We start from the raw sequence: 20,718 nt of genomic DNA, 5'->3' as shown, positions 1-20,718 counted from the left end.
CTTTGAGAACTACCCGACTTCGTCATACCGAAGCCCCCCCGCCCGGCATAGTATCTTGCGCGCTAAGCTGTCGAAGTTTCGGAAGAATGTGGTCGCGCAGGAAAGGATCGGCGGGCACGCCGCGCACGGCCGGGCGGGCGACGAGCAGCAGCTGGACGACCGCGAGATGGAGCCGGGTCGTTGTGCTGAGGTCCACGACCACCTCCGGGACCGATTGAAGCGCCGCCAGCAAGGGTTCGGCATCGCCGACTGGACAGGCGCCTTCGAGGTGAACGAGGCCCAGTTCAATGCGGATGCTCATCCGACCAACTCCGGCAGATCGAGGACAAGCAGAACGGTGCCGTCACCGAGCAGGGCCGTTCCCGCCACGCCGGGCAGGACGCCGAGTAGGCCTTGGCCGTCGCGGACCAACGCATCGATCCGGCTTTCGAATCCATCTACGCGCAGCGCCACCGCCTCGCCGGCCGCCTCGGTGACAACCAGACGCGCGACATCGCCGCCGAGGGCCTCGACCCCCAACAACCCGCTGAGGTCGAATAGCGGCACGGTGCGCTCTCGCAGGACACAAGCGCGGCCTTGTCCGACCGCATGGATGTCAGCCGCGGCGATCCGCGCGGTCTCGACGATCTGGTCGAGCGGCACTCCGTAGCGATCCCGGCCAGCGCGCACGATCAGCAATTTGGTGGTGATGGCATCGAGCGGGATGTGCAGCGCGAATCGGCTGCCGCTGCCGAGAACGCTGCTGATCTCGATCCGCCCCTGCAGCCGTTCGATCGCGCTCTGCACCGCATCCATGCCGACACCGCGCCCGGAGATCTCAGTGACTGTCGCCGCGGTCGAAAAGCCCGGCGCGAGGATAAGCCGGAGCGCCTGCGAGTCAGACAACTCATCAGCCTCCTCGGCGGGAATCATGCCGCGTGCCACGGCACGGGCGCGAATGCGGTCCGGATCCATCCCGGCCCCGTCATCGGACACCGTGATCACGACCTCGTCGCCGGCGCGGGTGATCGTTATCGTCAGCTGTCCCTCCGCCAGCTTGCCCACCGCCGCGCGGGTGGGGCCGTCCTCCAGCCCATGATCGAGGGCGTTGCGAATGAGATGCAGCAAAGGCTCGAAAATGGCGTCGGCGATCTGCTTGTCGACCTCGGTCGCGTGGCCGTGCAGCGCGAAGGTCACGGGCTTGCCGACGCTTGCGGCGATGTCGCGGACGAGACGCGGCAAGCGCCGAAGACTCGGTGCGAGCGGCACTCGGCGCAGCTGCGAGACGCTCTGGTGGAGGCGGCCCGACAGCCGATCGAGATCGGCCTGGACGCCACGCAGCACCGCGGCGAGTGCGGGATCGGCACGTTCGGCCTGGCGAGCGGCATGAGCGAGCGCGTTGGCTGTGACGACTAGCTCGCCGACCTCATTGGCGAGCGTATCGAGCCTGGCGCCATCGACACGCACGGTGCGCCCGCCCCGCACGGCACCGGCGGTCATATAGCCTTGCTCGTCGCTGATGATGTCGAGTGTTACGAGGTTGATCTGGTCGGGCACCAGTCGGAAGGCCTGGCGCACGGTGTCGAGCGGCGCGCGGCTCAGCCCTTCGAGAATCGTAACGCAAGCGAAGGGCTCATAGCCATCGAGCGACGCGACTGTAGCGACGGGCAGCAGGTCGAGATGGATGAGGTCGGGGACGGCGGCGGCGACGCCCAGCGGATCGTCACCGCGAAAGAAGCAGTCGGCATCGGGCGTGTAACGGAAGGCGGTGAGGCTCTGGTCGCCAAGCTCGACCGACGCGGCGCGTGCCCGCGTGCCGAGCGCGGTCGCCCACGGCGGAAATCCGGTCTCGCCGACGCGCTGAGCGCCGTCGGTCCCGCCCGTATCGTTCGTTGCGTTTGCCCCGAGGCGTGCCAGCCACCGCTCCACGCGGGCGCCAGCATCCGGAGACAGGCGACCGTCGCGCTCCAACTCGTCGATCGCGCGATCGGTTTCATCGACGCTACCGACCAGCGCCTCGAGCACGCTGACATCGAGCGAGCTGCCGTCGCGCCGGGCAGCGGCGAGCGCGTCTTCGGCGGCGTGCAGCAGCCGTTCGATCGACCCCATGTCGAACAGCCCCACCGAGCCCTTCAATGTATGTATCGCGCGAAATGCACCGTCGAGCGCAGCCCGGTCGTTGGGTTGGCTGGCCAGCCGGACCAGGTCAGCCTCGGCCTCGGCGACGAGTTCGCGCCCCTCGATAAGGAATTGGGTGAGCAACTCGTCCATCATGGGCGACGATAGACGATCGCGTCGTCGAGGCGAACGAAGTCGAAGCGGTCGGATATCCGCGCCATCGATTCGCTGTGCCCGAGACAGAGGAAACCGCCAGGGTGGAGGCGGTCGAACAGATTGTCGGCGGCAATCTTGCGCGATGCATCGTCGAAATAGATCAGCAGATTGCGACACAGGATGACGTCGAACCGACCCTGCGTCGCCACCGAGGCAGGGTCGACGAGATTGACGACGCTGAACTGCACCGACTCGCGCAAGTCCTCGATGATCCGACGGTATTGGCGATGCTCGGCCTCGAAATAGCGCTCGACAAGCGACGCCGGCAAGCGACTGAGTGCGCGGGCGGCATAGCGTCCGGCGCGCGCCGCCTCGACCGCCGAGGTGTCGATGTCCGAGCCGATGATTTCGATATTGTAGGCATCGACCATCGGCCAATTCTCGAGCAGCCAGATGGCGATCGAATAAGGTTCGTCACCGGTCGAACAGGGCAAGGACCAGATTCGAACAAGGTCGCCGGGCCGCTTGGTGCGCACGATCTCCGGCAGGATCTGGTCGCCGAGTGCGCGAAACTGATGATCCTCGCGGAAGAAATAGGTTTCGTTGATCGTGAAGGCGTTGACGAGCGCCTGACGCTCGGCGGGATCAAGCGCGGCGTGAGCGAGATAGGCTCGGGCGCTGGCGATGCCGGTCTGCTTCATCCGTTCGGTAATGCGGCGCTCGATGTAGTAACGCTTGTTCTCTCCGAATGTCATGCCGGTCAGCCGGTAGAGCAGGCCAGTGACGAGCTGAAGCTCGTCGGCGGAAAGCGTGGCGGTCATTGGCGGACACGCTTGACCAGCGAGGCCGCAATCCGCTCGCGCGGCAGGATGATCGCGGCGCCGCCGGCTGCCACCAGGGCGCCCGGCATGCCCCAGATCACGGCGGTCTCCGCCGCTTCGGCGATCGTATAGCCACCAGCCTGACGCAACGCTGTCATCGCCTTGGCGCCGTCGGCGCCCATGCCGGTCATTAGCACGCCGGTCAGCGCCTGCGGCTCGACATGGGCCATGGCGCTTTGCACGAGCCGATCGGCGCTTGGATGCCAATGATGATCGGGGCTGCTCGGCGCAGGCAGGACGACCAGCGCGCCGCCACGCTTCGAGACGATCAGATCGGCGTCGCCGCGCCCGATATAGACATGGCCCGCCAGGAGCGGGGTCGCGGCTGTCACCTCGGAAACGGGGAGCGCGCAGAGCCGATCGAGCCGGCGGGCAAGTGGGCCGGTGAAGCTTGCCGGCATATGCTGGGCGATCAGGATCGCCGCCGGAAACTGCGCCGGTAGCGCCTCGAGCAGCACGTCGAGCGCCGGCGGGCCGCCGGTGGAAATCCCGATGAGGATCAACCGCTCGGCGGGGACCGCATCCGGACTGGGCGAACCGTCTGTTTCGTCCCGATCAGCCACCGGCCCCGTCTGTCTGGGCGCCACAGGACGTGGAGCGGCACGGCGCGGGCGCACCGGTGCCTTAGCGCGCGCCAAGCCTTCGGCCGCTCCGGCGCGGAAGCGCACCTTGTCGGTCAGGCGGAGCGCGCGCGAGATCCGCGCCTTCGCGGCGCCGCGCACCGTCTCGACCAGCTCGGGGGCGACCTCGGCAATCGCGAGCGAGACGGCGCCGCGCGGCTTGGGAAAGAAGTCGACCGCCCCCAAGGCCATCGCCTCCAGCGTTTCCTCCGCACCGTCTTCGGTCAGAGACGAGACCATCACTACCGGACAAGGGCGTTCGACCATGATCCGGTCAAGGACGGTCAGGCCGTCCATGCCCGGCATATGGACATCAAGGGTGACCACGTCCGGCGCAAACGCGGTCAGTTGGCCGATCGCCTCATTGCCGTCACGCGCGGTCGCGATCTCGAAATCGCCGGCAGCGGAGAAAATCTGGGTGAGTAGACGGCGCATCAAGGCGCTGTCGTCTACGATCAGCAGGCGGGTCACGGTGTGGCGTCACCGTCGTCGGCGCGGGCGGCGAGCATCGCCAGCAAGGCCCGCTCGGTGCCAGCCAGCAGAGCGAAAGCGTTTATCAGCAAGGTGATGGGACCGCCTTCACCGTCGATCATGGTCCTGTCGAACAAGCCCTCGCCACCGAGCGGCGGTGCTGACGCGAGCCGGTCGGCCGGCACGCGCACGACGCCTATGATGCGATCGACGAGGAAGGCAGCTTCGAGAGCGCCCGCGCGCGCGACGATCGCCCGCGCGCCCGTTGTTGCTTCGCCGCCGAACCGCTGGGCTTGATCGATCACCGGAAGCGCGCGGCCGCGCAGTTCCATGAGCCCCACCAGGACCCCCGCGGCCTGCGGCACCGGCGTCAAACGGGCGGGCACCCGTGCGACTTCGTCGATCGCGGCCAGCGGCAACCCGAATGGAGCGCCGCCGAGCGTGAAGAGCAGGACCGGCTCTCCGGCGTCCACCGCCATGCGTGTCGTAGCGACCTCCGCCTGCGCGTCGCGCGCCAGCCCACGACGATGCTCGGGCGCGAGCAACTCGCCGGATGCGAGGATCGAAACCAGACGGTGGCCGCCGTCGAGCCGCGCGACCGCTTGGATGCGGGCCTCGCCCGCGCCGCGCGTCAGCGCAGCCGGCAACAGGTCGACGCTGGCGGGATCGAGCGCCAGCACGTCGGTCAGCCGGTCGACGCGCAGGCCGATCCGTGCGCCGTCGATCGACAGGACTAGCACGCGCCCCTTAGCATCGGCATCGCCAGGCAGGCCGAGCAGGACGGATAACGACAGCAACGGCAGCAGCCGGCCGCGCCAGTCGGCGGTTCCAAGCACCGCCGCCTCGCCACCGGGCACGCGCGCGATCGTCTTGGGAGCAGCGATCACTGCATCGATTGCGTCGAGCGGCAGTGCAAGCTCCTGATCGCCGATCGCGAATGCCAGAAGCTGGAGACGACTTGCGTCACGGGTTGCGGTCCGTTGGCGGCGCACCGGCGCGCTGCGCCGCCCCGACCGGGGGGCGAGCCCCGCGAAGTCCTTCGCGATGAGCGGTGCCAGGTCGATCGGCTTGGCGCCATCGGCTTGGGCTGCGTCGCGCTGCGTGACGGTCGCGACGCGGTCGACCGCGAGCCCGATCTGAGTGTCGCCATCCAGCAAAATGATCCGTGCCTCCGCGCAGGACTTCTTCCCCAGCAGGTTCGCAAGCGACAGCACTGGTACCGCCGCGCCGCGGACGTTGATGAGACCGAGCAGACTTTCCGGTGCCCGGGGGATCCGTGTCAGCCGCTGCTGGCCGACAACCTCGCGGACCTGCGACGCCGGCAGGAAGAAGCTGCGACGGCCGCTCGTGAAGCGCAGCACACGGTCGTGCGCTGTGGGGCCGTTAGCCTCTCGCCCGGCCTCAGGCGCCTGGGTACTCAAGCCTGCGTGTCGAGAAGAGCGCCCGCAAGCGACGCGATTTCTTCGATAGCCGCTGCCAGTTCCTCGGACGCTTCGGCCTGCTGACGCGCTGCCGCCGAGGCCTGCCGGGCCGCTGCCGACGCCTCTTCCGCGGCGGATGCGATCTGCTCGGTGCCGCTGCGTACCTCGCCGACCGAGCGCATCACGGTAACCGCGCTTTCGCCGATTGCGACGCTGGCGTCGCGCGTAATGGCAAGGTCGGTGCCGATCACTTCGAGGCGCTCCACCAAGGCGCGGTTACGGGCGATCTCGCTTTCAGCCGCCCCGACGATTTGGTCGAGATCGCGGCGGATCGTGCCTATCTGATCCTGGATGTCGCGGATCGCCTCCCTGGCGCGCGCCGCGCTGGCCGCAGCCTCGCGCGACAATTTGCGAATGTCGCCGGACACGGTCGCGAAACCTGCGCCCGCCTCGCCCGCGCGGGTCGCTTCGACCGACCCGCTGACCGCGAGCATGCTCGTCTGGACGGCGAGCAGACCTAGGCCATCGGTGATCGCCTCGATCTGGCGCGCCGTTCGAACGAGGGTGCCCAGCAGCGCCTGAACCGCGCGAGTCTGGTCGAGCGCAGCGCTGACGCCCTCGACGAGGCCGTCGATTTTACCAGCGCTGGTCTTCGCGGAGGCAACGACAGCCTCGAGCCTCGCGGCGCTGTCCTGCGCGCGCTCTTGGGTCAGGGCAGCGGCGCGCTCGATCTGCTCCATTGCACTATTGGCTTCGATCGTCGCTGAAGCCTGGATTTCCGACCCCCGGCTGATCTGCTCGATCGCGACGAGGATTTGCGAGGCCGCCCCCGACAATTCCTGGACGGTTGCCGATAGCTCCTCGGCGGCGGCGGCGACCTGTTCGGTGGCGCCTCGATTGGATTCCTCGGTCTGGAGGATGCCGGAGAGTTCGCCGAGTGCCTCAGCGGTCTGCTGGCTCTGGTCGAGCGACAGGCTCTGCTGCTCGATCGCCTGCTGCGCCTCGGCAGCGGCGGCGGACTGTTCCTCTGCGGCGCTCGCGACCTGCTCAGCGCCGCGCACCGCTTCGCGCGCCCCGGTCTCGGCCTCGACCGAAGCGGACAGGATATCGATCGCTGCGGCGGCGATAAGGGCGAGCTCGCCGCGCGCGCTTTCAATCTGCGCGGAGACATAGCGGCCGGTCGCGGCTTCGCGTTCGGCAAGCGTCGCGGCCTCGCGGATCCGCTCTGCAACGCTGCGAATTTCGACGGCAATCGTCGTCGCGAGTTCCTGGATCTCGGCTGCGCTGGTTTCAGAAGTTTCGGCGAGACCACGCACCTCGTCGGCGACGACAGCGAAGCCTACGCCGTCCTCACCCGCCCGCGCCGCCTCGATCGTCGCGTTGAGCGCCAGCATGCTGGTCTGTTCGGAGATGTCGGCGACGCCCTGTGCTATCGCCCCGATCTGGCTTGCCGCTGTCTCGAGCCCTTCGACGACGGTGATGGTGCCGAGCTGACGTTGGGCGTTCAGGGCGATCGCTGCGACTGAAGCCTCTATCTGGGCGCTGGTCTCGATGAACCCCGTTTCAATTGTCTCGACCTGCCGCTGCGAAATATTGGCCTGGTCGCGTGCCTCCCGAAAGCGCGCGCTCAAAGAGGTGATAAGGCCGAGCGATTCCTGCGAGGCGCCGGCTGCTTCCTCGGCGCCGCTGGCGATCTGATCCATTGCGCGCTGAAGTTCGGCGGCGGCGGCCGCCGCCTCGCTGAGACCCGAAGCGAGTTCGAGAGTCGCTTGGTCGATCCGCCCTGCGGTGGTGCCCGCCTTGCCCTTGGGACCCCGGACAGGCTTGCGCGTTGGGATCGGCTTCGCCGCAGCCGGTGCAATTGAGCCCTTCCTGGTTCGCGAGCCTAAAGCCGTTTTCTTTACGAGCGCCATGCGGTCCATTCCGGTCGGTTACGCCGTCGGCATAGGCAATGCGGCGTGATCACACCAGCCACGGGTGCCGGGGCATTGGCTTTCCAGTCGGCCAAGGTCGGGCTTCGATAGACCGACGAATTGGTCTCGTTGAGCGATACCGCGATTCCCGCGCGATTGCTGTCGCTCCACTCGTTGAGCAATTTCGCATCGACATGCTGGCGCGTAGCGTGGCCCTCCCCACGCCGGTATCAACCAGACCAGGTGCAGCGGGTCGTGAGCTGCAGCCCGCCTCTCAGCCGCGTGTCAGCGGCCACCGGGGATGGCTGCCTCTAGGCGATCCCGACCGGGGTGGGACGATGGAACGTCGCACCCCGGCGGTGGGACGCGGCCGACACGATTTTGGGTTTCAGATCAAGTGTTTGGAGACGTGGCTCGCTCTGCTGGTCCGCTATGTCCGCCACTCGAAAGGTGATGCCGTCCGCTTTGTCCGCCGCTACCAAGTTGTTGGGAATTTTAGAAAAAGTGCTCGCAGCACCCGTGCGTACGGTGCATTACAAACGGCCCTGGCCGTGCGTGTCCCTTCTCGCAGCGGCTTGCCCGCTGCGCCGCTTCGAGCCGGAAGGCGCGGAGCACCCCGGCAGGGGGATTTTGTTCTTCCGTCGGCGGCACGCCGACCATCCCATCTCTTGCAACATGACAGGGCCCCTCCGATAATGGCCGGGTGGCGGGCAGGCCTCCTGCGAAGGGGCGAACATGCCCAAATTGAGTGACCGCGAGCGGCTCGCGAAGATCGAAGCCGACCAGCGCAACCTCGCGCTCGAAGCCGAGAGCGTGAGGCGATCAGTACGTGCCTCCTATGGCGCGATCGTCGCCGATTTCGCGATCGAGAATTTGACCGAACGGGAGTTCCGCGATGTGCTGGGGCTTACCCTCAGGATCGGTGGGGCGGAGACGATCGCGGCCTTGAAGGCGCTGGCCCCTTCTCCTGCAAAGACGTCGCCGGAACGGCGACCCAGCGACGAGCACGGCGGGGCCGCGCGCAGGAGGCCAGCTTCGCCAAGCGAAGCTGCATCGGCGGGCGACCGGCCCGGCCAATAAGGCCGGGTCACCGAGCCCGCAGATCGTTGCCCGACAGCAAAAAAAGGGCAGCTTCGGCGAAGGTGTGACCCTCCGCCGAAGCTCCTTCCCTCGCGTCACGATGCCGCGCGCCGTGTCTGCCCGTTGAGCGTGAAGAAGTGGGCCGGGATGCCCCCGCTCCGGACCCGTCGTGCGAGGTGGGATTGCAGCCCCGACCCTTCGCACACGACCGCTTCGATCGGCCGCAGTCTCACCATCGTCTCATTCCGTGCGAACCCGGCCCGCGTCCCCAGCCTCCGGTCGAGGCCGAACGCGACCAGCTTGACGTTCCGGCTGGCGGCCCAAGCGGCGGCGATTGCATCACAGCCCTTGTCCTGTGCGGTCGTAGCGAGCACCATCGTCGGCACCCGGTCCTGATCTGGTCGAGCCGCTCCCAGAGCTGCGCGTGATCCTCCCACGATTGACCGCCCGAGAAGATGACGATCGGCCCGGTCGGCGCGTTGGCGTCGATCCGCCGCTGTCGCCGTGCCGCGAGGAAGTCGGTCGCGGCGATGACCGATGCGGTGCGCTTGCCCGACACGAGCGTCGCGCGCGGTGCGCTCCACGGCCTGCCTGTCTCGATGTGGAAGATCTGCGACGCGTGGTCGCGCATGCAGGCGACCGCCTCGCGGGCCTCGTCGAGCCCCTGACAGAGCGTCTGCGCGTCCTCCAGTTCGTTGGTGGCGATCTCGCTACCGTCGCTCTGGCGGATGCGTTCTCCGAGTTGCCGTGCGGCCCTGTCTGCCTCTGCGTCGATCTGATCGGCGACCTTGTGGAAGGCGTGGACGACGCCCCAGGCGAGGCGTTCGGAGATGCTCTCGAGGCGGCTGTCCCGGAGGAGATCGAAGAGCGTCGTCATCACCATCTCGATGCCGCGCTGCGCCTGCTCCGGATCCGGCATGCCGGCGTCGGACGCGTCGTCGGCGGGCGAGAGCCTGACGACCTGCGCGGTCTCGGCGAAGGCCGGGTGGTAGCGGTCGTCGGGTCCGGCCGTGGCGTCGGCCAGCAATGCATCCATGTCGCTGAAGCGTGAAGAAGCCGTCATCAAAACCTCCTGAAAAAAAGAGGTTCCCAATCAGGCACGGGCTCCGAGCGACGGGGTCAAGGATCGGGCGAAGCCCGACCGCGTGAGCGGCGATGGGGGTCACGATTTTGCGGAGCAAAATGGTGGGGCCCCGTCGTCCTTGAGGCCGTCGCGGTCCCGTGCCACCCTTCAGAATCTTTGAGAGAGATAGCTTCGACGCGCCGAGCACGGCGGAGCCGCGCACAGGAGGCCGATATCCGGCAAAGGATATCGCATCGGCGGCCGACGGACCCGGGCCGCAGGCACGGGTTCCCGAAGACGTCGAACCTCCACCGTCAGAATTCCCAGACTGCCTTGCGAGGAGTGGATCACCCCTCGCAAGGCAGCGGAATTGGCGGGAGATCTTGGGTAACGTAAACGCCCTGCGATCGCGTTAAGCTGGCCGAGTGAGGAGAGAGAAACGTCTCCGCGCCAGCGATCCCATTATTGGAGCCGAGAGAGGGATCAGGCGGAAAGGACGTCCATCGACCGGCGCTCAGCGGCGGCGATGAGCTCACGATCGCAGGTCGCGAGAGGGAGGGCCGCGCGAAGCGCGAGTTCCAGATAGGCGGCGTCGTAGAGGGTCAGCCCTTCCTCGCTCGACAGCGCACGGGTTGAAGACCATGCGTGCTGATCGGTTTCTTCGTCGACCTTGATCATCATGCGCGAGAGCTGCACGAGCGTCTTCGTTACAAAGTCTTCGTCGCAGCGCCCCCGCCGGATTGCGGTTCGAAGCGTGTTGGCGACCTCCAGCCGCCAGAGAGACGGGACGACGGCCCCTTCGTCGACCACGCGCATCATCACGTCATAGGCGGCTGGCGTTCGTTCATCTTCAAAAAGCCAGGTCAACGTCATGGAAGCGTCGAGGACGATGCTCATCCTCTCTGTCCCTCCTGTCGCAGCTCCTTGATGGAAATGCCATCAAGGGTGCGTCCCTTACTGTTGGCGATGATCTGGGCAGCTGCTTCCCTCGCAGCTTCTAGCGAGCGTGCCCGCGCAGCGGTGCGACGGATGATGATATCACCATCGTGCGACTCGATCTCGACTTCTTCGCCGACGCTGAGGCCCAGCAACTGCTCCAGTTCCTGGGGCACGCGGATAGCGAGGTTCTTGCCCCATTTACCGACGATAATATGGGTCACGACACGGTCCTTTGATCAGTGGGATATTCTGGCATATTCCAGAGGCGGCAGCAATCATCTCGTGGCACTGGCTGAAGGGTCCCCCGTTCCTCCCGCAGTCACGCAGAAACGAGGCATCGAAAAAGCGGCCGCCTGATCCGTCAGGCGACCGCTCGATGTCATCGTGACACGCCCCCGAACGGGGTATCGCCTCACGCCATTTCCAGCTCGCGCGATGGCGTCCAGGCCCTTCGTGGAGGCGGCGGCGCGATCGGTGCCTGATCCGACTTCCGGAAAGCGTGGATCGGAACGCCCGCGTCGCGGAGCAGCTGGTAGAGATGGGCCTGGAGCCCCGATCCTTCCAGCAGGACCGCTTCTGCCGGCTTCAGATCCGCGAGCTTGCGGTTGCGGGTGAAGGCAACCTTACGGCCCGATCCGAAGAGGCCGTAGGCGACCACCGGCACCTGGACTTCGGGGCGCGCGGCCCAGGCGGCCGCGATCGCATCGCCCCCCTTGCGCTGCCCGGTGGTGACGAGCGTCATGTGCGGGATCCGTGCCTTGATCTGGTCGAGCCGGTCCCAGATCTGGCGCCAGTCATGCCAGATTGCGGGGCCGGAGAAGACCACGATCGGCCCGTGCGGCATGTACCGTTCGCGCGCCTGGAGCTGGCGCTCGCGCAGGAAATCCTGCGCCGCGATCTGGCTTGCCGACGAGGCCGACGACGCGCGCGTTCCCCGCGCCGGCGACCAGGGCCAGCCGGACAGAGCGCGGTACATCTCGGCGGCATAATCGCGCATGCACTCGATCGCTTCGCGCTGCTCGGCGGTCGATCGGCAGAGCAGCTGCTTCTCCTCAAGCTCGCAGGTGAAGACCTCGCTTGTGTCGGGCGCGCGCGCCATCTCGCCGATCTCGTCGGCAAGGGAGTCTTCGCGCCGGCCGAGCTTGCCCGCGACGAAGTGGAAGGAGTTCACGAACCCCCAGGCGATTTCCTGAGCGAGCGGTTCGAGCCGCGTACCGGAGAAGAGATCGAACAGGGTCGCTACGATACCGGCGCAGTCGGCCTGCGCGGCCATGGGTTCGGGCATCTCATATTCGCCGGCCGGTTCACCCGGTTCGACGATGGTGACGGACAGCGGATCGCCGAAGGCGGCCTGGAATTCAGGGGTAGCGACGGCGGCAGCGTAGAGTTCGCGCAGATCCTCAAGACGATGGACAGAATGGTTCACGGTCTGTCTCCTGACGAAGAGAAGCCAAAGAAAAACCGGGAGCGCTCGGGGCTGAGCGCTCCCGGTCCAACGGGCGGACGATCAGTAGATCGGCTCGTCCTCGTCGAAGCGCCCGCTGCCGCCCATCAGCCCGCCGTCATTGCCGGCCGTGCTCGGGCCGAAGCCGTCGCCGCCTTCGGGCGTTTCGGGGCGGCTGCCGGTGCGGGTCGCCATGCCGAAGTCGTCGCGCCGCTGCGGCCGCCGCCAGGCGACGCGCATGCCTTCCTCGGTCGTGCCGAACAGCGCGATGGGGAGCGGTTCGGGCAGGCTCGGGTCGTCGATCGAACCCTGGAGGAAGGCTTCGCCGGTGGTGTTGCGGGCGACCGCCTCCCACAGCGCACCGACCTGGACCCAGCGATTGCCGACGTTGAGCGCAACGATCTCATAGGCGGGCGCCTTGTCGTTGGTGCTCTCGACCGGGCGCAGGCCCAAACGGGGAAGATCGATGGTCCGCGTCGCGATCGAGCCCAGCAGACGGTTGTTGACCAGCTTGAATTCACCGATGTTCATGACACATTTCCTTTGACGTCTGTCCCCTCGGGTCATTCCGAAAGGACACCCATCAAAATCCCCCTCTCCTCTGCATCCCGGCGCCCGCGCCCTGCCCCGCCGCCGCCCTGCCGGGCGCCACCACACGGCCCTCCCCGGCGCTCAACCACCGCGCCACCACCTGCGACCGCTTGAGCGTCCAGTCGTCGAGAGTCCGGTCTACCCATGGGCCCCGGATCGCCCGTCCGGCCCGCGCACGGGTTTCGGACGCGCATAGGCGCCGCGCCGACTTCCGTCGCGGCCCCGTACCAAGCTAGGACCTGCTGATAGAGTGGAGTTTCCTCTCTGCATCTCGGGTTTTCGATGCCCAGCAGAGCATCTGCGATGGGCCTGATCATCGTGGGATTCCGTCGCCGAGCCTGACTCGCGAGCTTGGCGAGATCCTCGACGCACGCTTAAGACGGGGCCATGGGGCATATCAGATTCGGGAGCGATCAGGCGGTGTTGGCTGTGGTGCAGGGGGACCGGACGGACAGCGTATCGCGGGTTATTCTGGCGACGCCAAGAACCCTGTTTCGGACCTTTATGGATGCCGAGATGCTGGCCTCTTGGCGGACGCCGGACGAGATGACGTCGCGGATCAGCCATTTCGAACCCTCTGTCGGCGGCGGCTATTCCATGCTGTTGCGGCATGGCCAGGATGCGCCACCCACGGCGGGCAGGACACGCACGCGGGAAGACGAGATCGAGGTTCGTTTCATCACGTTGCTTCCGGACGAGTTGGTCGTGGAAGAAGTTCATTTTCTGAGTCTTGATCCGGCGTTCGCCGAGCCGATGATGTTGACGACCAGGCTGGAACCGACACGCGACGGAACCAAGGTCACATTAACCGTGTCGAACGTGCCGTCGGTGATGCCTGCCGATGACCATCATGACAGGCTGGCGGCGGCGCTGCGAAGTCTCGCCCGGCTTACGGAATAAGGGCCCGCTCGGGCATCCCGAACGGACGTTTCACACAGGTGCCGGGTCGTTAGGCGGCGGCCGGTAGCCCCGAACGGATTGCCGTCGCATAGATCCTGAAGAGTGTCATGGGACGATTGCTGTTGCCGGCCCGGCCGACCGCGCGGATTACGAAGCGCGTCTCGCCGCCGCTCGCATCCCGGAATTCGATCAAGATGAGGTCGCCGGCCAGCGCGGCGCGCAGCAACGTGTCGAAAATCCGGCAGCGAGCGTCGGGAATTGCCATCGTCGCTCTCCTTCAGGCCGGGGTCTCCGTGGGCGGGCGTGCACGAAGCGGGCCTCCGACGCTTCCGGTCTGCTCCCCTTGCGGAAAGCATGGATCGGAATGGCCGCCTCGCGCAGGAGTTGGTCGAGATTGGCTTGCAAGTCTGGTCCTTCGCACAGGACCACCTCGACCGGTTTGAGATCTGTCAGCCTGCAGTTACCCGTGAAGGCGATCTTCCGGCCCGGTCCATACATGCAGTAAGCCACGACCGACATGCTGCTTTAGAGCCGAGCCGCCCAAGCTGCCGCGATCGCATCGACCCCTTTGCTGTGGCCGGTCTGACGAGCGTCACGTGAGGAATGCGCGCATGGATCTGGTCGAACCGATCCCAGATCGGCGCCTAATCGTGCGAGAGGGCGAGACCAGAAAAGACGATGATGGGCCACCTCTACCAAGCGATCGTGCATGACGAGCGGACCATAGCGGATTACGGCACTTTCGAATAACGTGAGTTGCCCATATAAGACACCCGATGCTGCGTTTTGAGAATGATCCCGATCGTTTGCGGCCTGCCGAGCGAGACGATCTGGATCCGCGCACCGCGACTGTTGCATCCGCCATCGAACGCAGGCGGTTGCGACTCCGAAAGATGGTGCTCTGGTCGCTCGTCCTGCTCACGGTGCTATTTCTCGTCATCGTCAGCTGGCTGGCGACCGTGGCGCCGCCATCGCAGACGGCACGGCCTATCGTTCCGCCCAGGATCACGTTTCTCGCCTCCGACGGAACACTGATCTCGCGTCGTGGCGCCATTACCGAGAAGGCCGTCGATGTCGGCATCCTCCCCGCTCATGTTGGCAATGCGTTCGTCGCGATCGAGGATCGCCGGTTTTACCACCATTATGGACTCGATCCGCGTGGCCTGATGCGCGCGGCCTGGCATGATGTTCGCAGTGGAAGCGCCCGAGAGGGCGGGAGCACCATCACCCAGCAACTCGCAAAGCTGGTCTACCTGAATTCCGATCGATCGGTGGGAAGGAAGATCCGCGAAGCGCTGATCGCGCTCTGGTTGGAGCGCTGGTTGAGCAAGGACCAGATCCTGTCACGGTATCTGTCCAACGCCTATTTCGGCGACAATGTGTACGGTTTGCGTGCGGCGGCCCGCCATTATTTCAGCAAGTCGCCTGAGCGGTTGACGGTCGGAGAAGCCGCACTTCTGGCCGGGCTCATGAAAGCGCCGTCACGCCTGGCACCCAATGAAAATCTGGCGGGGGCTCGTGCGAGGGCCGCGCTCGTCTCCAAGGCGATGCTGGATGCGGGCTTTATCACGCCGCATCAGGCAGCCGAGGCAACCGCTCACCTTCGACTCAAGCCTGCGCCCGAGCCCAAACAAGCAACCTATTTCAGCGACTGGGCTGCTTCCGCAGCAATGCCGCCAGCTAACGCGTATGCCGAGCAGATCGTGCGAACGACGCTCGATGCCCGTCTGCAGCGCCTCGCCGAAACCGCCGTTGGACAGGTTCGCCTTCCCGGCGCGCAGGTTGCGCTCGTCGCCATGCGCCCCGACGGCAAGGTCGTCGCAATGGTCGGCGGCCGGAACTATGCGGCGAGCAGCTTCAACCGCGCAACCCAAGCCCGCCGGCAGCCGGGCTCGACGTTTAAGCTGTTTGTCTATCTTGCAGCGGTTCGGGCCGGAATGACGCCCAACGACCTGGTCGAGGATCGCCCGATCGTCATCGGTAGCTGGTCACCGCGCAATGCCGACGGCCAATATCTTGGTCCCATCACATTGAGGGAGGCGTTTGCGCGCTCGAGCAACGTGGCGGCTGTCCGGTTGACGCAAAGGGTCGGCCCCGAAGCGGTAAGTCAGGCGGCGCGAGATCTCGGGATCCGGAGTCCGCTCAACCCGGATCCTGGCATCGCGCTGGGCACGTCCGGTGTCACGCTTCTCGAACTTGCCGGTTCCTATGCTGCCGTCGCGCATGGCGCCTACCCGATCCGACCCTATGGTCTTGCTCTCGCCTCGCCCGAGCGATCGGCTCGGACAGAGGAGACGACATTCAGCGATGCCGACCGCGCTACGTTGCTGGATCTGCTGTCAACCACCGTGAACAGCGGCACGGCCCGCGGCGCTGCACTTACGACCCAGGTTTATGGCAAGACGGGGACGTCGCAGGATAATCGCGACGCCCTCTTTGTCGGTTTTGCGGGCGGTCTCGTCACCGCCGTCTGGATCGGCCGTGACGACAATCGCCCGATGCCGGGCATCGCTGGGGGCGGGTTGCCTGCCCATGTCTGGCGAACGTTCATGGCCGGCGCGATCGGAGCGAAACCGGCGCCGAACAAGGTGCCGGACACGGTGGATCCTGATGCCGGCATCGATGGCATCATCCACTCGGTCGTCGGCAGACTGAAAAGCATCTTCCACTTCTAACGGTCTCTGATCGCAGCGTCAGACTGGCGGGACCGGGAGTGTTCGAGAAGGGTATGCTAGGTCGAGCGCACATGACACGAGGCACGCAACGCCGCCCCTGCGGTCTGAAAAAATTGCTCGTGGCACCGACATCGCCGCAACCGCCATCGATCCTCCCGGCGATCTGTTAGGCTTGCAACCTGCCGGCCAGGCGGCCGTTTGGTCCGCACGATTGGCGATGGGATGCCAGGCGCGGATCTTGCGGAGAGGCCTGTGTTGGAAAGGTGCGCCGCCGGTATGAGACGCTGCTGTTGCTCCGTGTTGCTGATCGGCCAGATCGTATTGAGCGCCTGCCAGCCGGTCCGGCATGAGGCTCCGATCCGCGCGGTCGATGCGATCCCGAGCTCACTCCAGGAGACGATCATCGCGGTGCCGATCCGAGCAAAGCTGGACCGACTTGGGCTGGCGCTCAATCGGGCGATCCCCCGACGTTTGTGGGCGATCGACAAGGCCGATCAACTGTGCGTTCCCGCCAAGCGGGTAAAATTGGTGTTCGCTCATGTCAAAACACCGGACGTGACCTGTCGCATCGTCGGTAATGTTACACGGGGCACCATTACCGTGTCAGGCGCCGGTCAGGACTTGATCGTGTCGATCCCAATGCATGCAACGATCAGTGCCAAAGACGTTGGCGGGATCTTGAAACAGGAGACCGCGCAGGCCGACGCTCGGGTGCACATCCGTCTGCGGCTCGACCTCGCCGATGACTGGACACCCAGCGCGGCAGCCTCGATTGCCTATGATTGGGTGGACCCGCCCCATGTCCGGTTCCTGGGGCACCGGATCGAGTTCACGAGCAAGGCCGACGACAAGCTCAAGGGCGTGATCGCGGCGCTGAAGCGCACGCTGCCGAATGAGCTGGCCAGATTGCATACCAAAGAGCGTGCCGCGCAGGCATGGCGGAAGGCTTTTACGTCGATCCAGTTGAATGAAAGCAATCCGCCGGTCTGGATGCAGATCACGCCACACGCGCTAAGCTATGGCGGTTACACGATCACGCGTGGTGAGCTGACGCTCAACCTCGGCATGCGGGCCGCGACGAAGACTATTGTGGGCCCGCGTCCTTCAGACCCACCGGCGACGCCCCTGCCGCGGTTGCACCGTGCGAGGGAGCGGGCGAGCCGGGTGCTGTTCACGATCCCCGTGATCGCGGACTATGGCGAGCTGGAGCCGGTTCTGGCGAGGGCTCTGGCCAAGCGGGCCCGACGCCCATTTGAAGTTCCCGGCATCGGTCCAGTCTATGCGACGTTCGGAAAGGTCGTCATTTACGGCACTCTCGGCGGTCGTATTGCGGTCGGCCTGACGTTCAGCGCGGCCCGGCCGGGCGTTCGCTCTTCGCACGGCACAATTTGGCTGACCGCGCGCCCGATCAATGAAATGAACAGCCGCCACGTCGAATTTTCGGAGCTGGAGATAAGTGGCATTACAGATTCCACAGGCGCGGGCCTGTTGATCAAGCTCGCCAATACGCCTGGCCTCTCCGCGACGATCGCCGATGCGCTCGCCCAGAACTTCAGCAGGGATTATGATCGACTTCTGGACAAGGTCGGACGGGCCATGGCCGAGAAAAGGGTCGGCGACATTGTCATCCGGGCGCACATCGTCGACATGCGGACCGGCCAGATCCAAGCGGTCGGGCGGGGTGTGTATCTGCCTGTTTGGGGCAGAGGAACGGCAAGCATCGCGCTTTTACCGCGGTGAGTCCGCCCAGCATGCCGGTCGTTGGGAATGGTATCGTCGGTGGCGCAGCCGCCTTTGTCGCGGCACCGGGGCTACGCAAGCCTTGGTGTAAGGGCAAAACTGCCCGCTGGGCATGTCCTCATGGACTGAGCGGAAAGATCGAAGTCATGAGGGAGAGCGTCATAAGGATCGGGAAGACCCGGCGCTCCATGTTGAAGGTCTCGCAGGTCACCAGGGATGGACAGGAAGGACTGGATTTTGCGGACCATCGCAATCCAGCAGAACGTAGTCGCAGCGGTTCGCACGTCCAAACTCAAGAATGGCAGGGAGTTCATGTGCTCCTGCAGAGGCTGCCCGGCCGGTAACGCAGCGGGTCGAGAGCAGCCATCCACCATCGGTACGCGCCACCGGCACAGGCTGATCGAAGAAAGCTGATGTCGCCCATCGATCGAGTCGTTGCGCGGTGGCGATGCTGACATGCAGCGTCGACAGGAGCAGATAACATCCGATCACCGGTGAGATTTGCGCATCGGAGGAGAGCTTGTCCGGGCGCGATCGCACGAGAGGTCTGAGCAGGATGAAGATGGCCAGCCCGGGGGCATGGAAATCAACACCGGAAAGCTGCTCCGCGCGCGACCGGGCGACGACATAAGGCGAGACCTGTCCCGGCACGTCGATCCGGAACTCGGCCCTGGCGAAACGAACGCCTTGTCTCGAATAGAAAGCGACGACCTTATAGAGGGTCGATGGAGTTGGCGTGAAGCTTGGCATGCCTGCCTCCCGCAGATGATGGTCCGTGACCGGCAAAGAGCGTCAATGCGCGGTCTCGAGCAGCTTGCGCGCCCTGCCCTCCATTTCCAGCCGATCATCCTGATGCGGCTTGGCACGTGCGAGGGCGGTGATGCCCTGCACGAAATCATAGAGCGAAGCGGGTGGATGGCCTTCCTCAGCGAGGACGGTCGCGATCACCTTGGACGTGTCGGGCTTGGAGAAACCGCGATCCCGCAAAAAGCTCGAACGATCGTCATCCGTGCGGGCGACAATGCGCGCGCGCGCCGTCTTCACGCCATCCACGAACCGGGCGGGCGACGAATCCGCAAATCGCGCCAGTGCCGGCTCTGCCTGATGGGAGAAACGATGGCTCGCGAATTTGGAATGGCGAATGTTGATCTCTTCGAACTGTTCGACCCCCCACAGGTTGCGGTTCATGCAGACGGCCCTCAGATAGAAGGTCGCGATGCCGAGTGCCTTCGAACCGACTTCCGAATTCCAGCAATAGAAGCCGCGAAAGAACAGGTCGGGATCGCCGTTCGGAAGTTTTCCGGCTTCGATCGGATGCGTGTCGTCGACGAGAAAGAGGAAGACATCACGATCGGATGCATAGAGTGTCGTCGTGTCGGTCGAGACATCGACATGAGGATTATGGTGCATGGTGCTCCAGTCGAGCACGCCCGGCACCTTCCACCTGGTGTCGCCAATTCCGTCACCGGCAATCCGCATGACGGCGGCGACGAGTTCATGGTCCCAGATCCGCCCATAGTCGGGACCGGTCACAGCCCGCAATTCGCTGCGCCCGTCCTGCGCTTCGAGCAACTTCATCTGTTCGCCGCGGTGTCCGATCAGCCCGTGTTGCAGGTTGATGCCGGCCAGCGCCGCCGGCAAGGCGCGCAAATAGGATCCCGGCGCTCCGACGAGGCTGCACAACTGGCCGAACGACCAATGGGTCGGTGCGACCGGCGCGTCGCTGTCCGGCGCAAAGAGGGCAAGCCGCTCCGGCTGGTCGGCGCGCGCTTGGACCCGTAGCAACTTGCTTTCGAGCACGCGGGTCGTGGCCGTCTCGGCGCGATCGCGGACGCGAGCGTAGAGGTCGGTCAACGAGAGAAAGCGTTCGTCGTCCGGGCGCGAGAACCATTCCGACGAGACACGACTGACGTTTCGTCCACGGCTGATATCGACTTTGTAGGGCGCCTGTCCGCGGGGGGCGGCGCCCTGTGCGAACGCGGCGTCGGACATGGATTGGGTCATGACGGACCTCCAGGAAGCAAAAGGAGACTGCAAGCCACTCTCGCAGCCACCCACTGACTCCCTCCCCCCTCCAGTAGCCTCCGAAATCACATGACCGAAATATGATAGAGACGTCCCGAAACCAAGGGTGTAGAGGCTCGTTGACAGTCGGGGTGATCCAGAACGTTTCCTCGACGCAGGAGTATCGCATGGCTGAGGCCGATCATGATTTCGATCTGATTACATTGACCGCCGACATCGTGGCGGCGCATGTTACAAACAATTCGGTTCACATAGCCGAGGTCCCGAAACTGATCGGAGCAGTATACGAGGCGTTGGCCGGCCTGGGGCAAACGCCCGAGGTCGAGAATTCCCAAAAGCCCAAAGGCGCCGTTTCCGTGCGTGCGTCCGTAAAGCCCGGCCATCTGATCAGTATGATCGACGGCAAGCCCTACAAGATGCTGCGACGCCATCTCGGCCTGCACGGCCATACGCCGGAAAGTTATCGGGAGACGTTCAACCTGCCGCGCGATTATCCGATGGTGGCGGCAGACTATGCCGAGAAGCGGCGATCGCTCGCTCTTAAGATCGGCCTCGGCCGCAAACCGGAGAGTGCGAAAGAGCCGGTCAAGCGCAGCCGCACGCAAAAACCGGTGACCGACGCACTCGGCGCGGCCAAGCAGCATCTGGGCGGTTGAGTTCGGCAATCCTGCTTCAGGCATATTGATAGGCAAATGAAATCGG

General features: G+C 65.3%; 21 protein-coding genes. 7 read left to right on the top strand and 14 right to left on the bottom strand.

Annotated features, from left to right (window positions below; genetic code table 11):
• Positions 1–22: 22 nt before the first annotated feature.
• From HL653_RS17805 to HL653_RS17780, 6 genes are read right to left on the bottom strand one after another with little or no spacing between them, the layout of a single operon-like run.
• Positions 23–301 carry a hypothetical protein gene (locus HL653_RS17805; RefSeq protein ID WP_171745699.1) on the bottom strand — a complete coding sequence of 93 codons (279 nt, stop codon included), beginning with the start codon at positions 299–301 and terminating at the stop codon, positions 23–25.
• Positions 298–2,253: a chemotaxis protein CheA gene (locus HL653_RS17800; RefSeq protein ID WP_367613570.1), complete on the bottom strand. Its 1,956-nt coding sequence runs from the start codon at positions 2,251–2,253 to the stop codon at positions 298–300. Before HL653_RS17800 ends, HL653_RS17805 begins: the two co-directional genes overlap by 4 nt.
• Entirely contained in the window at positions 2,250–3,074 is an 825-nt protein-coding gene (locus HL653_RS17795) for a protein-glutamate O-methyltransferase CheR (RefSeq protein ID WP_171745698.1), read from the bottom strand. Before HL653_RS17795 ends, HL653_RS17800 begins: the two co-directional genes overlap by 4 nt.
• Positions 3,071–4,225 carry a chemotaxis-specific protein-glutamate methyltransferase CheB gene (gene cheB, locus HL653_RS17790; protein ID WP_171745697.1) on the bottom strand — a complete coding sequence of 385 codons (1,155 nt, stop codon included), beginning with the start codon at positions 4,223–4,225 and terminating at the stop codon, positions 3,071–3,073. The genes HL653_RS17795 and cheB overlap by 4 nt, the downstream gene beginning before the upstream one ends.
• A complete protein-coding gene (locus HL653_RS17785) occupies positions 4,222–5,586 on the bottom strand; it encodes a chemotaxis protein CheW (protein WP_171745696.1) in 1,365 nt (454 codons plus the stop codon). Before HL653_RS17785 ends, cheB begins: the two co-directional genes overlap by 4 nt.
• A gap of 56 nt (positions 5,587–5,642) precedes the next feature.
• A complete protein-coding gene (locus HL653_RS17780; RefSeq protein WP_171745695.1) occupies positions 5,643–7,559 on the bottom strand; it encodes a methyl-accepting chemotaxis protein in 1,917 nt (638 codons plus the stop codon).
• A gap of 735 nt (positions 7,560–8,294) precedes the next feature.
• On the opposite strand from HL653_RS17780, the gene HL653_RS17775 reads away from it, so the two are divergent.
• Positions 8,295–8,639 (top strand): hypothetical protein, encoded by a 345-nt coding sequence (locus tag HL653_RS17775; RefSeq protein ID WP_216599897.1) that lies wholly within the window; start codon positions 8,295–8,297, stop codon positions 8,637–8,639.
• A 95-nt stretch (positions 8,640–8,734) separates the two neighbouring features.
• Here HL653_RS17775 and HL653_RS24700 read toward each other — a convergent pair whose 3' ends face one another.
• Complete coding sequence (locus HL653_RS24700; RefSeq protein ID WP_367613569.1) at positions 8,735–9,016, bottom strand: SLOG family protein; 282 nt, start codon at positions 9,014–9,016, stop codon at positions 8,735–8,737.
• Positions 9,017–9,094: 78 nt separating this feature from the next.
• Here HL653_RS24700 and HL653_RS24695 point away from each other — a divergent pair, with 78 nt between their 5' ends.
• Together HL653_RS24695 and HL653_RS24690 are read left to right on the top strand one after the other, a co-directional pair.
• Positions 9,095–9,307 carry a hypothetical protein gene (locus HL653_RS24695; RefSeq protein ID WP_367613568.1) on the top strand — a complete coding sequence of 71 codons (213 nt, stop codon included), beginning with the start codon at positions 9,095–9,097 and terminating at the stop codon, positions 9,305–9,307.
• Positions 9,259–9,690, top strand: a complete 432-nt coding sequence (locus HL653_RS24690) for a hypothetical protein (protein WP_367613567.1) — start codon at positions 9,259–9,261, stop codon at positions 9,688–9,690. The genes HL653_RS24695 and HL653_RS24690 overlap by 49 nt, the downstream gene beginning before the upstream one ends.
• 495 nt (positions 9,691–10,185) lie before the next feature.
• Here the strand turns inward: HL653_RS24690 and HL653_RS17765 are convergent, their stop codons facing one another.
• The 4 genes from HL653_RS17765 to HL653_RS17750 form a co-directional block, all read right to left on the bottom strand.
• Complete coding sequence (locus HL653_RS17765; RefSeq protein WP_171745694.1) at positions 10,186–10,599, bottom strand: type II toxin-antitoxin system VapC family toxin; 414 nt, start codon at positions 10,597–10,599, stop codon at positions 10,186–10,188.
• The gene (locus tag HL653_RS17760; RefSeq protein WP_171745693.1) at positions 10,596–10,862 is read right to left on the bottom strand and encodes an AbrB/MazE/SpoVT family DNA-binding domain-containing protein; all 267 of its coding nucleotides are present in this window, start codon (positions 10,860–10,862) and stop codon (positions 10,596–10,598) included. Before HL653_RS17760 ends, HL653_RS17765 begins: the two co-directional genes overlap by 4 nt.
• Positions 10,863–11,053: 191 nt before the next feature.
• Complete coding sequence (locus HL653_RS17755; RefSeq protein ID WP_171745692.1) at positions 11,054–12,067, bottom strand: DUF2493 domain-containing protein; 1,014 nt, start codon at positions 12,065–12,067, stop codon at positions 11,054–11,056.
• 81 nt (positions 12,068–12,148) lie between these two features.
• Positions 12,149–12,616 carry a DUF736 domain-containing protein gene (locus HL653_RS17750; RefSeq protein ID WP_171745691.1) on the bottom strand — a complete coding sequence of 156 codons (468 nt, stop codon included), beginning with the start codon at positions 12,614–12,616 and terminating at the stop codon, positions 12,149–12,151.
• Positions 12,617–13,063: 447 nt separating this feature from the next.
• On the opposite strand from HL653_RS17750, the gene HL653_RS17745 reads away from it, so the two are divergent.
• The gene (locus HL653_RS17745) at positions 13,064–13,576 is read left to right on the top strand and encodes an SRPBCC domain-containing protein (RefSeq protein WP_171745690.1); all 513 of its coding nucleotides are present in this window, start codon (positions 13,064–13,066) and stop codon (positions 13,574–13,576) included.
• A gap of 49 nt (positions 13,577–13,625) precedes the next feature.
• Here the strand turns inward: HL653_RS17745 and HL653_RS17740 are convergent, their stop codons facing one another.
• On the bottom strand, positions 13,626–13,841 hold the full coding sequence (locus HL653_RS17740) for a DUF6117 family protein (protein WP_216599896.1): 216 nt from the start codon (positions 13,839–13,841) through the stop codon (positions 13,626–13,628).
• Positions 13,842–14,352: 511 nt separating this feature from the next.
• Between HL653_RS17740 and HL653_RS17735 the strand changes: the two genes are divergently transcribed.
• Both HL653_RS17735 and HL653_RS17730 read left to right on the top strand, forming a co-directional pair.
• Positions 14,353–16,251: a transglycosylase domain-containing protein gene (locus HL653_RS17735; protein ID WP_171745689.1), complete on the top strand. Its 1,899-nt coding sequence runs from the start codon at positions 14,353–14,355 to the stop codon at positions 16,249–16,251.
• Between the two features lie 297 nt (positions 16,252–16,548).
• Complete coding sequence (locus HL653_RS17730; RefSeq protein ID WP_253717013.1) at positions 16,549–17,991, top strand: DUF4403 family protein; 1,443 nt, start codon at positions 16,549–16,551, stop codon at positions 17,989–17,991.
• Positions 17,992–18,198: 207 nt separating this feature from the next.
• Here the strand turns inward: HL653_RS17730 and HL653_RS17725 are convergent, their stop codons facing one another.
• Entirely contained in the window at positions 18,199–18,741 is a 543-nt protein-coding gene (locus HL653_RS17725) for a hypothetical protein (RefSeq protein WP_171745687.1), read from the bottom strand.
• 42 nt (positions 18,742–18,783) lie between these two features.
• Positions 18,784–19,983, bottom strand: a complete 1,200-nt coding sequence (locus HL653_RS17720) for a DUF932 domain-containing protein (protein ID WP_171745686.1) — start codon at positions 19,981–19,983, stop codon at positions 18,784–18,786.
• Between the two features lie 200 nt (positions 19,984–20,183).
• On the opposite strand from HL653_RS17720, the gene HL653_RS17715 reads away from it, so the two are divergent.
• Positions 20,184–20,672 (top strand): MucR family transcriptional regulator, encoded by a 489-nt coding sequence (locus HL653_RS17715; RefSeq protein WP_171745685.1) that lies wholly within the window; start codon positions 20,184–20,186, stop codon positions 20,670–20,672.
• Positions 20,673–20,718: the final 46 nt, after the last annotated feature.

Origin of the sequence: Sphingomonas sp. AP4-R1 (assembly GCF_013113735.1) — a bacterium.
GTDB lineage: Bacteria > Pseudomonadota > Alphaproteobacteria > Sphingomonadales > Sphingomonadaceae > Sphingomonas_I.
Note: the sequence above shows the minus strand (reverse complement) of the source record. Positions and strands in the feature narration are given on the sequence as shown.

What these genes read in the sequence shown, in the direction of transcription:
- HL653_RS17805 (WP_171745699.1), bottom strand. Translation starts at nt 301, where the DNA reads ATGAGCATCCGCATTGAACTGGGCCTCGTTCACCTCGAAGGCGCCTGT.
- HL653_RS17800 (WP_367613570.1), bottom strand. Translation starts at nt 2,253, where the DNA reads ATGATGGACGAGTTGCTCACCCAATTCCTTATCGAGGGGCGCGAACTC.
- HL653_RS17795 (WP_171745698.1), bottom strand. Translation starts at nt 3,074, where the DNA reads ATGACCGCCACGCTTTCCGCCGACGAGCTTCAGCTCGTCACTGGCCTG.
- HL653_RS17780 (WP_171745695.1), bottom strand. Translation starts at nt 7,559, where the DNA reads ATGGCGCTCGTAAAGAAAACGGCTTTAGGCTCGCGAACCAGGAAGGGC.
- HL653_RS17775 (WP_216599897.1), top strand. Translation starts at nt 8,295, where the DNA reads ATGCCCAAATTGAGTGACCGCGAGCGGCTCGCGAAGATCGAAGCCGAC.
- HL653_RS24700 (WP_367613569.1), bottom strand. Translation starts at nt 9,016, where the DNA reads ATGGTGCTCGCTACGACCGCACAGGACAAGGGCTGTGATGCAATCGCC.
- HL653_RS24695 (WP_367613568.1), top strand. Translation starts at nt 9,095, where the DNA reads ATGACGATCGGCCCGGTCGGCGCGTTGGCGTCGATCCGCCGCTGTCGC.
- HL653_RS17765 (WP_171745694.1), bottom strand. Translation starts at nt 10,599, where the DNA reads ATGAGCATCGTCCTCGACGCTTCCATGACGTTGACCTGGCTTTTTGAA.
- HL653_RS17750 (WP_171745691.1), bottom strand. Translation starts at nt 12,616, where the DNA reads ATGAACATCGGTGAATTCAAGCTGGTCAACAACCGTCTGCTGGGCTCG.
- HL653_RS17745 (WP_171745690.1), top strand. Translation starts at nt 13,064, where the DNA reads ATGGGGCATATCAGATTCGGGAGCGATCAGGCGGTGTTGGCTGTGGTG.
- HL653_RS17740 (WP_216599896.1), bottom strand. Translation starts at nt 13,841, where the DNA reads ATGGCAATTCCCGACGCTCGCTGCCGGATTTTCGACACGTTGCTGCGC.
- HL653_RS17735 (WP_171745689.1), top strand. Translation starts at nt 14,353, where the DNA reads ATGCTGCGTTTTGAGAATGATCCCGATCGTTTGCGGCCTGCCGAGCGA.
- HL653_RS17725 (WP_171745687.1), bottom strand. Translation starts at nt 18,741, where the DNA reads ATGCCAAGCTTCACGCCAACTCCATCGACCCTCTATAAGGTCGTCGCT.
- HL653_RS17720 (WP_171745686.1), bottom strand. Translation starts at nt 19,983, where the DNA reads ATGTCCGACGCCGCGTTCGCACAGGGCGCCGCCCCCCGCGGACAGGCG.
- HL653_RS17715 (WP_171745685.1), top strand. Translation starts at nt 20,184, where the DNA reads ATGGCTGAGGCCGATCATGATTTCGATCTGATTACATTGACCGCCGAC.